Origin of the sequence: Clostridium sp. 29_15, from assembly GCF_001916075.1 — a bacterium.
In the GTDB taxonomy this organism is placed as follows: Bacteria; Bacillota; Clostridia; order Clostridiales; family Clostridiaceae; genus Clostridium; species Clostridium lentum.
This window is the reverse complement of record NZ_MNRT01000020.1, coordinates 1-15,723: the sequence shown is the minus strand read 5'-3', so window position 1 is coordinate 15,723 and position 15,723 is coordinate 1. Positions and strand designations below refer to the sequence as shown.

At 30.1% G+C, this 15,723-nt stretch carries 17 protein-coding genes; 3 read left to right on the top strand and 14 right to left on the bottom strand.

Annotated elements, in window-relative coordinates; translation table 11 throughout:
• Positions 1-93 precede the first annotated feature (93 nt).
• From plsX to pta, 5 genes are all read right to left on the bottom strand, one after another.
• A complete protein-coding gene (gene plsX, locus BHW04_RS03000) occupies positions 94-1,080 on the bottom strand; it encodes a phosphate acyltransferase PlsX (protein WP_022212313.1) in 987 nt (328 codons plus the stop codon).
• Between the two features lie 61 nt (positions 1,081-1,141).
• Entirely contained in the window at positions 1,142-1,327 is a 186-nt protein-coding gene (gene rpmF / locus BHW04_RS02995) for a 50S ribosomal protein L32 (protein WP_022168046.1), read from the bottom strand.
• 12 nt (positions 1,328-1,339) lie between these two features.
• Entirely contained in the window at positions 1,340-1,840 is a 501-nt protein-coding gene (locus BHW04_RS02990) for a YceD family protein (RefSeq protein ID WP_022212312.1), read from the bottom strand.
• A gap of 171 nt (positions 1,841-2,011) precedes the next feature.
• The gene (locus BHW04_RS02985; RefSeq protein WP_022212311.1) at positions 2,012-3,211 is read right to left on the bottom strand and encodes an acetate/propionate family kinase; all 1,200 of its coding nucleotides are present in this window, start codon (positions 3,209-3,211) and stop codon (positions 2,012-2,014) included.
• A gap of 77 nt (positions 3,212-3,288) precedes the next feature.
• Complete coding sequence (gene pta / locus BHW04_RS02980) at positions 3,289-4,287, bottom strand: phosphate acetyltransferase (RefSeq protein WP_186834929.1); 999 nt, start codon at positions 4,285-4,287, stop codon at positions 3,289-3,291.
• 221 nt (positions 4,288-4,508) lie between these two features.
• On the opposite strand from pta, the gene BHW04_RS02975 reads away from it, so the two are divergent.
• Together BHW04_RS02975 and ylbJ are read left to right on the top strand one after the other, a co-directional pair.
• Entirely contained in the window at positions 4,509-5,711 is a 1,203-nt protein-coding gene (locus BHW04_RS02975; protein WP_022212309.1) for a nucleotidyltransferase, read from the top strand.
• A 72-nt stretch (positions 5,712-5,783) separates the two neighbouring features.
• Complete coding sequence (gene ylbJ / locus BHW04_RS02970; protein WP_186834930.1) at positions 5,784-6,965, top strand: sporulation integral membrane protein YlbJ; 1,182 nt, start codon at positions 5,784-5,786, stop codon at positions 6,963-6,965.
• Here the strand turns inward: ylbJ and BHW04_RS02965 are convergent.
• The 6 genes from BHW04_RS02965 to BHW04_RS02940 all read right to left on the bottom strand — a co-directional run bounded on the left by BHW04_RS02965 (position 6,951) and on the right by BHW04_RS02940 (position 12,741).
• Entirely contained in the window at positions 6,951-7,487 is a 537-nt protein-coding gene (locus BHW04_RS02965) for an ATPase (protein WP_302698826.1), read from the bottom strand. The two genes, ylbJ and BHW04_RS02965, sit on opposite strands and share 15 nt — an antisense overlap.
• A gap of 23 nt (positions 7,488-7,510) precedes the next feature.
• A complete protein-coding gene (gene coaD, locus BHW04_RS02960; protein WP_022212306.1) occupies positions 7,511-7,987 on the bottom strand; it encodes a pantetheine-phosphate adenylyltransferase in 477 nt (158 codons plus the stop codon).
• A gap of 9 nt (positions 7,988-7,996) precedes the next feature.
• Positions 7,997-8,560: a 16S rRNA (guanine(966)-N(2))-methyltransferase RsmD gene (rsmD, locus tag BHW04_RS02955; RefSeq protein WP_022212305.1), complete on the bottom strand. Its 564-nt coding sequence runs from the start codon at positions 8,558-8,560 to the stop codon at positions 7,997-7,999.
• Between the two features lie 66 nt (positions 8,561-8,626).
• Positions 8,627-10,657: an ATP-dependent DNA helicase RecG gene (gene recG / locus BHW04_RS02950; protein WP_302630856.1), complete on the bottom strand. Its 2,031-nt coding sequence runs from the start codon at positions 10,655-10,657 to the stop codon at positions 8,627-8,629.
• A gap of 81 nt (positions 10,658-10,738) precedes the next feature.
• The gene (locus BHW04_RS02945; RefSeq protein WP_302630855.1) at positions 10,739-12,379 is read right to left on the bottom strand and encodes a DAK2 domain-containing protein; all 1,641 of its coding nucleotides are present in this window, start codon (positions 12,377-12,379) and stop codon (positions 10,739-10,741) included.
• An 11-nt stretch (positions 12,380-12,390) separates the two neighbouring features.
• The gene (locus BHW04_RS02940) at positions 12,391-12,741 is read right to left on the bottom strand and encodes an Asp23/Gls24 family envelope stress response protein (RefSeq protein ID WP_302630854.1); all 351 of its coding nucleotides are present in this window, start codon (positions 12,739-12,741) and stop codon (positions 12,391-12,393) included.
• 216 nt (positions 12,742-12,957) lie between these two features.
• Between BHW04_RS02940 and rpmB the strand changes: the two genes are divergently transcribed.
• A complete protein-coding gene (gene rpmB, locus BHW04_RS02935) occupies positions 12,958-13,149 on the top strand; it encodes a 50S ribosomal protein L28 (RefSeq protein ID WP_022168034.1) in 192 nt (63 codons plus the stop codon).
• A gap of 246 nt (positions 13,150-13,395) precedes the next feature.
• On the opposite strand, the gene BHW04_RS02930 is transcribed toward rpmB, so the two are convergent.
• From BHW04_RS02930 to rsgA, 3 genes are read right to left on the bottom strand one after another with little or no spacing between them, the layout of a single operon-like run.
• Positions 13,396-14,034 carry a thiamine diphosphokinase gene (locus BHW04_RS02930; protein WP_302630853.1) on the bottom strand — a complete coding sequence of 213 codons (639 nt, stop codon included), beginning with the start codon at positions 14,032-14,034 and terminating at the stop codon, positions 13,396-13,398.
• Positions 14,034-14,681, bottom strand: a complete 648-nt coding sequence (rpe, locus tag BHW04_RS02925; RefSeq protein WP_022212300.1) for a ribulose-phosphate 3-epimerase — start codon at positions 14,679-14,681, stop codon at positions 14,034-14,036. The genes BHW04_RS02930 and rpe overlap by 1 nt, the downstream gene beginning before the upstream one ends.
• Before the next feature lies 1 nt (position 14,682).
• Positions 14,683-15,546 (bottom strand): ribosome small subunit-dependent GTPase A, encoded by an 864-nt coding sequence (rsgA, locus tag BHW04_RS02920; protein ID WP_022212299.1) that lies wholly within the window; start codon positions 15,544-15,546, stop codon positions 14,683-14,685.
• Positions 15,547-15,723 lie beyond the last annotated feature (177 nt).

The following is a 15,723-nucleotide window of genomic DNA, read 5'->3' as shown; positions in this document are numbered from 1 at the left end:
CTCCTCACTATGCCCATTTAGATAATATTATATATTATAACATACGTCAATATACACTATAAAATTTATCTTATCACCATAAACTACTTAATTTTATATATTTTCTTTTATTTTGTCTAAAACTTTATTATCGTAAAATATTTTTGCTTGCTTTATAGCACTTTTAAAAGCTCTAGCATCTGAACTTCCGTGAGCCTTTATACAAATACCATCTACTCCTAAGAAAGGCGCTCCACCATATTCTTTATAATCAAATCGCTTTGCTATATTATTAAATACAGGCTTTAATAATACTGCTCCTATTTTGGAAACAATACCTGATGCCATCACTTCTTCTTTTATTACTTTCATAATTGTAGATGCAGTACCTTCATACATCTTAAGTATTGTATTACCAGCAAAACCATCACATACTATTACGTTAACATCACCTTTTGTTATCTCTCTTGGTTCTATATTACCAACAAAATTTAATTTTTCTTCTGATAAAAGTTTAAATGACTCTTTTGTGAGATCATTTCCCTTTTCTGCTTCTTCACCTATATTTACTAATCCTACTGAAGGATTTTCTCCATTTAAAACACCTTTATAGTATTCCTTTCCCATATGTGCAAATTGAACAAGGTATTCTGGCTTGCTATCAACATTAGCTCCAGCATCAACTATTATGAAACTTCCATTCTTCCCTGGCATAACAGGAGCTAATGCTGGCCTTTTAATCCCCTTTATCCTTCCCACAATGAAAGTACACCCTGCTAAGAATGCCCCCGTACTACCAGCTGAAATTACTGCATCACAAATTCCTTCTTTAACTAAGTTTAAAGCTTTACAAAGGCTTGAATCTTTTTTTCTTCTAACTGCCATTACAGGATGTTCATTAGTAGTGATTACTTCCTTAGCATCAATAACAATAATATTATTACCACTATAGTTATTTTTAGCAATTTCCTTTTTAATAGACTCTTCCGGACCAGTTATATAAAATTCTATATCCTTAAATTCCTCTAGAGCCTTTATAACTCCTGAGACAATTTCTGCTGGTGCATTATCGCCACCCATTCCATCTATAGCTATCTTCATCATTCTCACTCCTTTAAAAAAATTCTGTATATAAAGAAAAGAAAGTCATAAGACTTTCTTTCTATTGTTCAGTTGAAGCAACAACTTCTTTACCTTTGTAGAATCCACAGTTTTTACAAACTCTGTGAGCCATTTTCATTTCGTGGCATTGTGGACATTCAACTATTCCTGGTAAGCTTAACTTAAAAGTTTGAGCTCTTCTAGAATCTCTTTTTGCTCTATATGTCTTTCTAGCTGGATTTCCCATTATTACACCTCCTTATTCCCCAAACAACTCCCTAAGCTTTGCAAGCCTAATATCTACATCAAAATTATCACATTGACACTCTTTAACATTTTTATTAGTTCCACATTGTGAACACAGACCTTTACAGTCTTCCTTACAAAGTCTTTTGATAGGTAAGGTTGAAATAATACAATTTTCTACGATTTGGATGATATCCAATGTATCATCCTCTACAAAAATAAGTTCTTCATCATCTTGAAGTTCTTTACTTTTTGTAAACCTTTCTTCTATATCAACATCTATTGGATAGATAAAGGTGTCTAAACATCTTGAACATGTAAGTTCTAAATTTGTTTTAATATGAGCCTTTAATTCAAGAATTTCATCTTTTGAATTAACTTGGCCATTTACATCAACCATGGAAACTGCTTTAATTTCCTCACCTTCAAATTTTACAGGTTGGAATTCAAATGATAACTTAATTTCTTTATTTCTACTTCCTTTAGCAAGTAAATCTGAAAATTTTATAATCATAATCTTAACTCTGGATTATATCTCCTCATATTAAACGTATTTAATATATTGTGCCTAGCACAGCTCGAGCAAAGCAGCTTTTTCACTCCTTAGATTTATTGTTTGAGCCATTTATCGCTCAAACACAATTTATTATATAAAGTGTGTCTATAAAAGTCAAGCAATTTATTATTACTTTTTAATTAACTCCAAAGTATCTCTTGCAATTACTAATTCTTCATTAGTTGGAATAACAAATGCTTTAACATTACATCCAGCTTTTGAAATTTCTCTTATCTTACCTCTTACATTATTAGCTTCTTTATCTATTTCTACTCCTAAGAACTCTAATCCTTCTAAGCATTTTTCTCTAGTTTCTGGTCCATTTTCTCCAACACCAGCTGTAAATACTATAGCATCAACACCACCCATAGCTGCTGCGTATGCACCTATTGTAGTTCTTATTTTGTATTCAAATATTCTAAGGGCTAACTGAGCTCTTCTATTACCTTTGTTAAATGCAGCATCTTCGATATCTCTGAAATCTGAACTGATTCCTGATATACCTAATACTCCTGATTTTTTATTTAGTAAATCATTTACTTCATCTACTGATAACCCTTCTTCTTTCATTAAGAAAGTAACTATAGCAGGATCGATGTTACCACATCTTGTTCCCATTGCTACACCTTCAAGCGGAGTGAATCCCATTGAAGTATCAACAGATACACCATTTTTAACAGCACATAAACTTGCACCATTTCCTAAGTGGCATGTGATTATTTTTAAATCTTTTATATCTCTTCCCATAACTTCTGCACAAGTTTGAGAAACATACTTATGAGACGTTCCATGGAAACCATATTTTCTTATTCCATCTTTCTCATAAAGTTCATATGGTAATGCATAAAGATATGCATCTTCTGGCATTGTTCCGTGGAAAGCAGTATCAAATACAGCTACCATTGGAGTGTTTGGCATTAATTCTTCACATGCCTTTATACCTATCATGTTTGCTGGATTATGTAATGGAGCTAATTTAAAACATTCTTCTATGTTAGCTTTAACTTCATCATTAATAACTACAGATTCTTTATATTTTTCTCCACCATGAACTACTCTGTGCCCAACAGCTGAAATTTCATCCATTGACTTGATAACACCATTATTTTCATCAACTAAAGCTTCTAAAACTAATCTGATAGCATCTTTGTGATCTTTCATTTCTTCTTTAACGATATATTTATCTTTTCCTTCAACCTTTTGAGTTAAAACAGAACCTTCAATTCCTATTCTTTCAACTAAACCTTGAGCTAATGCTTCTTCATTCACCATATCGATTAATTGATACTTTAATGAAGAACTTCCACAATTTATAACTAATACCTTCATAAAAAACACCTCACTATAAATGTCTATAAATTTTTTTAATACTATAAAATGCCTTGTGCTTTGAACATTTATCTATATTATTTTGCTTGAGCTTGAACTGCTGTTAGTGCTACAACGTTAACAATATCATCTACATTGCATCCTCTTGATAAATCATTAATAGGCTTAGCAAATCCTTGACACATTGGTCCAATAGCTTCTGCTCCTGCAAATCTTTGAACTAATTTATATCCAATATTTCCAGCTTGTAAATCTGGGAATACTAATACGTTTGCTTTTCCAGCAACAGGGCTATTTGGAGCCTTTTGTGCAGCTACGCTTGGTACTATAGCAGCATCTAATTGTAATTCACCATCAATTAATAAGTCTGGTCTTAATTCTTTAGCTAATTCTGTAGCTTTTCTTACTTTGTCAACCATTTCATGATCAGCACTTCCCATTGTTGAGAATGATAACATCGCAACTCTTGGTTCTACCTTACAAAGATTCTTAGCTGTATCTGCTGTAGCTATTGCTATTGCTGCTAATTGTTCATATGTAGGGTTTGGATTAACAGCACAATCTGAGAATAATAACATTCCTTGTTCACCATAAACTGAACCTGGAACCATCATTATAAAGAAACTTGATACAACAGAAACACCTGGTGTAGTCTTTATAATTTGTAGACCTGGTCTTAATAGATCTCCAGTAGTATGAACTGCTCCTGAAACCATTCCATCAGCATCATCTAACTTAACCATCATTGTACCAAAGTATAATGGATCTCTAACAATTTTGTCAGCCTTTTCAATTGTCATGCCTTTGTTTTTTCTTAATTCATAGAACGCATTGATATAAGCTTCTAATCTATCTGATTTATTAGGATCTATTACTTCAACTCCAGTAAGATTAACATCAAGCTCTTTTGCTTTGCTTCTTATTACGTCTTCATCTCCTACAAGTACTGGTCTAGCTAATCCTAGCTCAACTATCTTCCCTGTAGCTTTTATAGTTCTTTCTTCGTCACCTTCTGGAAGAACTATTCTTCTTTTATCTGCTTTAGCAGCAGCCCATAATTTATTCATAAGTTCCATATTATCTTTCCCCTTTCTCAAGTGATACGAACTCAATCTTCATCATATAATATACTCCTATATGTACATATTTTTCAATACTAAATTTCTAAAAATAGATTATTTCTTTATCTTTTGAATTTTCTAAAAATTCAAATATTTTTAATATATCTTTTATTTTTATCAATTTATGAGGATGTTATGCTATAATACTTTTATATTTTTTTAAAAGGAGCTTTCTAATGAATATTACAGGTATTATCACTGAATATAATCCATTCCACAATGGACATATGCACCATTTACAAGAGTGCAAAAAAAACACCAAATGCGATGGTGTCATCTGCATAATGAGCGGAAATTTTATGCAAAGAGGTGGTCCTGCCATAATAGATAAATGGAAAAGAGCCCAAATGGCTATAGAAAATGGCGTTGATCTTGTTATAGAACTTCCTACATACTACGCTGTTTCTTCAGCTGAATTCTTTGCATATGGTTCTGTATCAATCTTAAATTCTTTAGAAATAGTCAATAATCTATTCTTCGGTTCAGAATGTGGCGATATTAAATCTTTGACTAAAATTGCACAAACTCTCGTAGAAGAGCCTTGGGAATTTAAAGAAATTTTAAAAAGAAATATAAACTCTGGATTAACCTTTGCCAAAGCTAGAGAACTAGCCCTAATAGAGTTTACCAATGATAACTATATTGAAAATATCATTTCTTCTTCTAATAACATATTAGGAATTGAATATATTAAAGCTATTTTGAAACTTAATAGTCCAATAGTTCCTTTTACATTAAAACGGGAAGGTTCTAGCTATAATGATAAATTACTTTCTACCTCCTTCTCTTCTGCAACATCCATAAGAGAAGCTTTAAAAAATAAAAATGATATTACTTTTATTAAAGATGCTATGCCAGAGAAATCATTTAATATTTTACGTGAACTTAAAAATTCAAATTATCCATTTACATTTGAAGAAAGTATGTTTCAATATATAAAGTATCTAATAACCACTAATTGTATAAATTTTAACAATATTTCAGAAATCAAGGAAGGTATTGATAAAAAAATATCAAAAGAAATTGAAAATAGCACTTCCTTAGATGATTTGATTTTAAATATTAAAAGCAAAAGATATACATATACAAAGATAGCTAGAATTCTTACACAAATTTACATTGGTTTTTATAAAGAAGATTATTCCAAAATGAATTTAGAAAAATATCATTATGTTAGAGTCCTAGCTTTTAATAAAAAAGGACGAGAAATTCTGAGCCTTATAAAAAAGAAAAGTAGCATACCACTAATTACCAAGCTTCCTAAAAACACTGAAAATCCACTATTAAAACTGGATATCGCTGCAACTAAAGCCTATTCAATTTTAAATTCAAAACTTAAAGCAAATTCTGATTATTTAATCAGTCCAATAATAAAATAATAATATTGTAAAGCCATAAGCATATAAATATTATATATATATTTTTTATTCTTCATTAATAGGAGGACTTCTATGTATACAATTTCTATCTTATGGCTTTTAATAATTATTCTTTCAATAATACTTATAAAGCTTCTTAAATTAAGTAAAAATCAAATAATTACTATATTTATTACCTTATTTATAATACTCTTTATCATAAATCTAAACACATGCATGCAATCTACTTTTACAGGATTAAATTTGGTTATAAAAGCCATTTTACCTACAATTTTTCCTTTTTCAGTTATATGTAATCTTATCATTCATTATGATGGCATTTCATTTTATTCAAATATCCTAGGTCCAATTATATGTAAGCCTTTAAAATTATCTAATTGCTCATCTTTCCCTATTGTTGCAAGTCTACTCTGTGGTTATCCTCTTGGTTGTAAATATTGTTGTGATCTTTATGAACTTGGCTGTATTTCAAAAGAAGAATATTTAAGACTATTAAATATTGCTTCAAACGCCAGCCCAATTTTTTTAATAGGTTCTGTAGGTGCTGCTATGCTAGGAAATATCAAGTACGGCTTCATACTTTTACTGGGAAATTATCTTGCCCCTTTAATAATAGGTTTTTTTACAAAAAAAAATACTCATGAATTTAATAATTCTAATGAGTATCCTTTAAAAATTGACGGCTCCTACAATTTTGGAATAATAATAAAAACATCCATTGAAAATGCAATTAATACCACCTTACAAGTGGGTGCCTTTGTAATTATATTTTCTATCATTATAGGTATAATAAAAAACAATTCCTTAATAAATATCATTTTTAATAATGTTGAAAAGCTATTATCATTATCACCTAATTCATTATACGGAATTTTTCTAGGATCCATTGAATATACAAATGGTTGCAAAATTTTAACTTCTATTTCTTCATCAATCATCTTTAAACTCAGTGCTATAAGCTTTATCTGCTCATTTTCAGGCTTATCTATAATTGGTCAAATTTCTTCTTTTACAGGTAAATTCAATGTTTCACTTAAGAAATATTCCTTTATAAAATTTATTCAAGGGATAATTAGCTTCATAATAACCTTTATTTTTTCTAGCATTTTTATTAGTACAGAAACTACATCATCTATATATATTCATTCTTATTACAACACTAATAAATTACTTTTCTTTACCTATGCATTACTATTACTTCCGTTAATAGTAAAACTTACAAATATATTATTTAAGAGGTTACATATTTCTTAATTCATTTATGTTTTCTTTAATAGTTTCACTACTTTTAGTCATTTTTTCCTCTATTTCTTTTGCTGTTTTTTCAAATGACTCTTGCATTGATTGTATAAGCTGTAGCTTCTTTTCTTCTATTTCATTATCAAGCTGTGATAATATTTCAGTTGAATATTCTCTAGAACCTAGTGTTAGTGCTTTAGCATCTCTTTTTGCTAAGGCAATAATTTCATCTGCACGAATCTTTGCTTCCTTAACTATATCATGATTTTCCATATTTTTCCTCATCATTTCCATAGTTTCTTTTTTCACGTTTTGATACTCCTTTTGAGCATTTTCAAGAATTCTATCCTTCTCACCCATTACCCACTTAGCTTTTTTAAGCTCATCAGGTAGGTAATTTCTAATTTGCTCAATTACTTCTTCAAACTCCTTTGTATCAATCATCGCCTTACCTGTTATTGGAATTTTAGGAGCATTTTCTAGTACCTCTTCTAGATATTCTAACAGTTCCATAACATTTAATTCTCCCTTATTCAAATTACTCCCTCCAAAATAAAACTTTATTTTAATCTTATTTTAACCATATCAATAATTTCCTTTGGCACTAGCCCTGATATATCTCCCCCAAATTTCCCCACTTGCTTTACAGAAGAAGAACTAAGATATGAATATTCTATAGATGTCATCATAAACAATGTTTCAATATCTGGATCAAGTTTTGAGTTCATAAGTGCCATTTGTAGCTCATATTCAAAATCTGATACTGCTCTTAATCCTTTTAGAATAACTCGTGCATTATACTCTTTAGCCAAATCTACCAATAAGCCGTTAAAACTTACTACTTCTACATTTTCAAGATGAGCTGTTGCTTTTTTAATTAGCTCCACTCTTTCTCCTATTGTAAACAACCCTTTTTTATCTATATTAATTAGAACCGCTACAATAACTTTATCAAAAATATTACATCCTCTTTGGATAATATCTAAATGCCCATTGGTTATTGGATCAAAGCTTCCTGGATAAATTGCTACTCTCATATCCTTCTCCTACTCTAATTTAGAATCAACTCTATAATAACATACAGTTGTATTTCCGTACTTTTTACTTTTAGTCAAGACTATATCTTCATAACCTTCATATATTTCTTCAATAGAATCAATTTTAGTTACTATAATTCCTTCTTCTTTTAATAACTTATGTTCCTTTATTATTTTCATTGCTTCTGGAATCATTTCTTTACAATATGGAGGATCTATAAATATAATATCAAACACTTTTCCCTTTTTAGCCAAAGCTCTAAGCGCCTCATATGAATCCATATTTAACGGATAGCTACAATCTTCAAATCTTAAATTTTCCACATTTTGTTTTAGTAATGGAAATGTAGCTGGACTCTTATCGATTAGATAGACCTCTGCTGCTCCTCTACTGGCACATTCAAGACCTAAGCTTCCTGTTCCTGCAAATACATCTATAACCACTGCATCTAATATATGGTTTTGAATTGTATTAAACATAGCTTCTTTCACTCTATCTAGTGTAGGTCTTGTTTCCATAGTCGCTGGAGGTATTAATTTACGTCCTCTTGCTTTTCCTGCTATAATTCTCATTAACACTCCTCCTTTAGTTTAACATTACCATTTTATCATATAACATTTCTATAAACAATTTTTTTATTAGTTAAAGCATATATACTTGCTCCATCTTTCTAATGAGTAAGCTATATCTCTACACAATTTAACCTTGTTAGGGTCTTCTGACTCTAATAGCATCTTTCCTTCTTCTCTTGCACATCTAAGAATTTTAACATCATCATAAAGGTTTGCCAAAACAAACCCTTCATCACCACTTTGTTTAAGACCAAACAACTCTCCTGAACCTCTAAGTTTTAAATCTTGTTCAGAAATATAAAATCCATCAGTAGATTCAGTCATTATTTCCATTCTTCTTTTAGTATTATCGGTTTTGGCATTACCAGTAAGAACACAATATGATTCATACTGTCCTCTTCCAACTCTTCCTCGTAATTGATGAAGCTGAGCTAAACCAAACCTTTCGGCATTTTCTATGATCATAACTGATGCATTAGGTACATTTACCCCAACTTCAATTACTGTTGTAGAAATTATAACTTTCGTTTCATCTCCCTTGAATCTATTAATTATTTCATCTTTTTCTTTTGGCTTCATCTTCCCATGTAATATTTCAATATTTATCCCTCTAAATACTCCATCCCTTAATTCATCATATAATTTTTCCACAGAACTTAACGATAATTTTTCATCTTCTTCTATAAGAGGACATACAATATATACCTGTCTTCCTTTTCTAATTTCATCTAAAGCCAAATCATATGCTAGCATTCTATGGTCACCGTTATAAAACTCTGTCTTCACAGGCTTTCTTCCTGGTGGAAGCTTATCAATGACCGAAATATCAAGATCTGAGTATACATATAAAGCTAAGGTTCTTGGTATAGGAGTTGCTGTCATAACTAACACATCTGGTCTCCTACCTTTATTAATAAGTCTATTTCTCTGTTCAACACCAAATCTATGTTGCTCATCAGTAACAACAAGTCCTAAGTTCTTAAAATCCACATCTTCCTGTATTAAAGCGTGAGTTCCTATTACCACCATAGGTGTCTCTGTAGTAATAATCTCCTTTATCCTTCTTTTTTCTTTTGCAGAAGTACTACCTGTAAGCAGTTCTATATGTATACCAAAAGGTCCTAAAAGTTTCTTTGCTTCTTCGTAATGCTGACTTGCTAGTATTTCTGTAGGAACCATAAGCGTTGCTTGATAACCACATTTAACCACATTAAAAATAGCTATAAGAGCTACTATAGTCTTCCCAGAACCAACATCACCTTGCACTAACCTATTCATTGGGAATAAACTCTTTTGATCTCTTAATATTTCTCTCACTACCCTAGTCTGTGCCTCTGTCAAACTATATGGAAGAGCTGCTTTTAAATCACCTAGCTCCTTTACCCATGGGAAAGATATTCCATTTTCTACTTTTAACTTTCTTTTTAAAAGTAGAAGTTTCATAGAATACGTAAATAATTCTTGAAATTTTAATCTGATGATAGCTTTTTCTAGTTCGTTTCTTCCAGAAGGAAAATGTATATTCCTCACAGCAAAATCTAAATCCACCATTTTATATTTATCAATCATTTCCTGTGGAAGATTATCCTTTATCTTTATATTTTCTAAACAATTAGAAATAAGTTTAATTAGAATTTTATCTGTTAATTCTTCCTTTAAGCTATACTTTGGAACTATTTCATTTTCCATAGCTACTTTAATACCTACTATAGGGTTAACAACCTCAATCTTATTTCCTACCTTTTTAAACTTACCTATTAAATCATATTTTTCACCAATTTTAAAGGTATTTTTAATAAATCTTTGATTAAACCACTTACCTTCAATTATCGTACCATTATAGTTAAATCTTATGGTAGTCAAATACTTTCCTGTCTTAGTCCTTACATCTCCACAACAGCCCATACAAAAGCAAGTCAAGACATTCTTTTCATCATTACTTATTTCATTCACCGGTACATTATTCCCTAGAAATTCATAGTCTCTAGGGAAATATAATAAAAGGTCCATTATGGTAAATATTCCACACTTATTTAATTTTTCTAAAAGTTTAGGACCAACGCCTTTTAATATCGAAACATCATTTGAAACATCCATCACATCACATCCTCAATAATAGTCTATTTTTTAATTAACATTAAAGCACAAGAAGACCTGCTCCTTGTGCTTTACCTTTTATTATTCTACTGACATTATGAAGTAGTATAATGGTTGATCCCCTTTATAACATTGAACATCAAAATCATCATATTTCTCTTCTAATTCATCAATGAATTCTTCCATCTTGTTTTCATCAACATCTTTTCCATAGAAAATAGTAATAAGCTCACTATCTTCATCAATCATTGATTCTAATACTTCTTTAGCTACTTCAAAGTAATCTTCACCTACAGTTTTAATCTTACTTTCAACTAAACCTAGCATATTTCCTTCTTTAATTTCTATTCCATCCATTTCAGTATCTCTTACTGCATAAGTAACTGAACCTGTTTTAACCATTTCTAATGCTTCCTTTAAAGCTTCTTCGTTGGCATCAACATCTGCTTCATAGTTAAACATAGTTATTGCTGTAATTCCTTGTGGAATACTCTTAGTTGGAATAACTCTAACATCTTTATCTGATATTTCTGCTGCTTGTTCTGCAGCCATAATAATATTTTTATTATTCGGTAATATGAAAATATGATCAGCATTAAGCTTTGATATACATTCCATCATATCTTGTGTTGATGGATTCATAGTCTGACCACCTTCTATTACGTAGTCAACTCCAAGGTCTTTTAATACTCTAGTGATTCCATCTCCCATTGCCACTGAAATAAATGCATATTTTTTGCTTTCAGCTGGTGCAACTTCTTTTTGAACATCGCTAGCTGCCTCTTCATTTTTAAGAGCTAATACTTCTCTATGCTCTTCTCTCATATTATCAATCTTTATCTTTGAAAGTTCACCATACTGTACAGCATTTGATAATACTTTACCTGGATCATTAGTATGTATATGAACTTTTATAACATCTTCATAACCTACTACTATCATAGAATCCCCTAAACTTTCAATCTTATCTTGGAATTCTTTAGATTTAGCTGCATCTCCTAATATTATAAATTCCGTACAGTAACCAAATTTTATATCTACATCTTCAGTTGAAGCAGCACCTGTAGCTCCTGCTGATTTTACTGCAACATCTTTTATTTCTGCTTTTATATCATTTTTTAGAGCATCAAGCATTCCTTGAAGAATGATATATAATCCCATTCCACCTGAATCTACAACTTTAGCTTTTTTTAAAGCTGGTAATAAATCTGGTGTTTTATCTAGCATTATCTTAGCATTAGTAACAACTTTTTCCATAACTGCTATTATATTTCTTTCTTCTACATTTGTTACAGATTCAGCTGCTGCTCTTATTACTGATAGTATAGTACCTTCTGTTGGTCTCATAACAGCTTTATAAGCTGCTTTGCTTCCTTCTTCAAAAGCTACTGCAAGCTCTTTTCCATCAACTTCTGTTTTTCCTTCTAAGCCTTTAGAAATCCCTCTTAAAATTTGAGAAAGAATAACTCCAGAGTTCCCTCTTGCTCCCATTAAAGCACCTTTTGCTAGTATTTTAGAAGTTTCTCCTATAGACTCTGAATTTAGGTTTTCAATTTCTTTTACAGCTGCTTTAAAGGTCATTGACATGTTAGTTCCTGTATCTCCATCAGGTACAGGAAAAACATTTAGTGCATTAACAAAATCACTTTCCTCTAATAGCCTATTACTAGCATTAACAACCATATTGTAGAAGTCATGGCCATTTATTTTTTGATATTTCATCCTATTCCCTCCTAGACTCTAACCGCTTGAACATTTACCGTAACTTGAGAAACTTTTAATCCAGTAAAATTTTCAACACTGTAACGTACTTTTTGAATAATATTATTTGCTATTACTGATATTTTAGTTCCATACTCAACCATCACAAATAATTCAATGTTCAATTTATCATCTTCAGTAAAATTTAATTTTACACCTTTGCTTAAATTTTCAATTCTCATTAATTCCCATAAGCCTTCAGAAGCATTTTTTGATACCATACCTACAACACCGTAGCATTCCATTGTTGATAAACCTACTATCTTAGCAAGCACTTCTTCTGAATAATGTATATTTCCAAGGTTATTTGAATATCCTATCATGCAAAACCCTCCTTATTTCATTTCCATAAGGTTATTGTATATTAGATAATGTATTAATTCAAGTAAATTTGTATGTATTTAGATATATCTTACATCTTTTATTATCATTTTTTTATTTTTTTTTATTTTTCTATTGCATTTTATATTAAATTTTGATAAACTTAATTTCGTCCTATTGAAGAGATATAATCTTCAAATATAAGGAGGTGTTTTTTAATGGCAAGAAGATGCGAAGTTTGTAATAAAGGTGTTGTTTCTGGAACACAATTCAGCCATTCTCACCGTCAATCTAAGAGAACTTGGGCTCCAAACATAAAGAGAGTAAAAGCTTTAGTTAACGGAACACCAAAAACAGTTCATGTATGTACAAGATGCCTTAGATCTGGTAAGGTTGAAAGAGCAATATAAGTTCAAATAAAAAATGCAATTGATAGAATCAATTGCATTTTTTATTATACTTTTTTAAAAGTCATATAAGTTACAACACTCCTCCTATGTATTTTTATTTTCTCCTAAAGAACTTTATTATACATGACAGAAATTTAGGCAATTTAATAGCAATTATCTTCATTAACCCTTCACCTCCAAAAAAAATCACCTTACCCCATTAACTATTCTATGCTAGATAACGATGTAAGGTGATTATTTTTTATATTAATCTTTTGAAAAAATAACTAAAATTTTTCCTTTAGTAAATTCCACTTCAATGTCCTCTTCTAAAAACTCATTTGATACAGTTCTATTATCTCCAAGATATAACGTATAATTTTCTAAATCATACTTGGCATTTTTTATATTGAAATTTTCTACTTTATCACAATATGCTAAAAATGAAATATATCTATAAGAATTATCTTTTTTAATTTTAGAACTTTCTTCTAATAAATATATCTTATTTGTTTCATTTATGATATATGCTTTTGCTCCTGCACTATTAGCTTTAGATAACAGTCCTAGATTAGCAAAACTATGATCAAGTCTACTGCCTGTCATAGCCATCATGTATATTTCTGCAAATTCCATCTTTAAAGCTATTTCCATAGCAATATCTGAATCAGTACTATCCTTTTCACAATTATACTTAAATTTTTTTATACTATTAATTTCTAACTTTTTAATATCATCCCTATTTATAGAGTCAAAATCTCCTACAATATAGTGAGGATAAATATTATTTTTTAATAAATATGAACATCCTCTATCCACACCTATTATCTTATCAACTTTTTTAGCATAATCTTCTAGTAATTTTCCTGATGGCTCATTTCCACCACCTACAATTAGAACTTTCACTATATTCCTCTTAAAGCTTTTATATTTTCTTCAATTACATCATTTTTAAATACAGCTGATCCAGCAACTATAACATTAGCACCTGCATCTATTACTTTTTGAACATTTGAAGAATCAATACCACCATCAACTTGAATCATCAAATTCTCATTATATTTTATGCTCATTTCCTTTACTTCTTTTACTTTATCAATTGTATATTCAATGAATTTCTGTCCTCCAAAACCTGGATTAACAGTCATTATTAATACCATATCAAGGTTGGCAATAATATTTTTAAGTAAATGAACAGGTGTAGCTGGATTAAGTGCAACTGCAGCTTTTTTTCCTTTAGCTTTAATATATTCTATAGTTCTATCTAAATGTTTTTCACTTTCATAATGAATTGTTATTATATCTGCTCCTGCATCTATAAAATCATCTATATACTTAGATGGATTTTCTATCATAAGATGAACATCAAATACTTTATCACTTTTATTTCTTATGGCCTTAATTATCGGCATTCCAAAAGAAATATTAGGAACAAATTGTCCATCCATTACATCTATATGAATAAAATCTGCTCCTGCATTACTTAGTCTTTCTACCTCTCTTCCTAACTCTGCAAAATTTGCTGATAATATTGACGGTGCTATTTTAACCATATTAATACTTCCTCCAATTCATTATTTCTTCTAATGTTCTTATATAAAATTCATATCTCAATTTATTTATGTATCCTTCTTCAACTGCATTCTTTACTGCACAGTTAGGTTCCTTATAATGTAAACACCCTCTAAATTTACAACTATTATTATATTCCTCAAATTCTGGAAAACAATATTTAAGATCATCCTTTTCAATAAAAGTAACTTCTAAAGTTGAAAATCCTGGAGTATCTACTATATATCCATCCTGAACATCTATAAGCTCACTATGTCTTGTTGTATGTCTTCCTCTACCTATCTTTTCAGAAACTTCTCCTGTTTCCATATGATAACTTTCTTTTAGAGTATTTATTAGTGTAGATTTTCCTGCTCCTGAAGGTCCACATAATACGGTAACGTTATTTTTTATCTTTTCTCTTAAAGTTTCTACTCCAATACCATTTTTCGCATTTATATATAACACATCATAGCCAATTGCATTTATCTTATCCTTTATTTCTTCCTTTTCTTCATAATTTACTAAATCAACTTTATTCAAGCATACAATAGCATGTATATTATTATGCTCACATAATACTAAAAATCTATTTAGTAAGTCAAAGTTGATATCTGGATTCTTTATAGAAAATACAACAAATGCCTGAGTTACATTAGCTACTGTAGGTCTAATAAGTTCTGAGCTTCGATCATATATGTTTTCTATTACTCCTTTGCTTCCCTCAAAAGTAATTTCAACATCATCTCCTACCATAGGCTTCATATCTCTATGCCTAAATTTCCCTCTAGCCTTACATTCAATTATCCCTTCTTCAGTTTTAATATAATAAAATCCGCCTATTCCTTTAATAATTTTTCCTTTCATGATGCCTCCATCTTTTTTACTCTCATATCTATAATAAACAGTTTATATAAAAAAATGCAATTGTTTTTTATTATTAAGTAAAAAAGTGGCTTTCGCCACGCTCCCTTCGGGAATTTAATTTTAAGTATTCTAAAAGGCATAGAACTAACATCGGTTCTATGCTATATTTTTCCTATT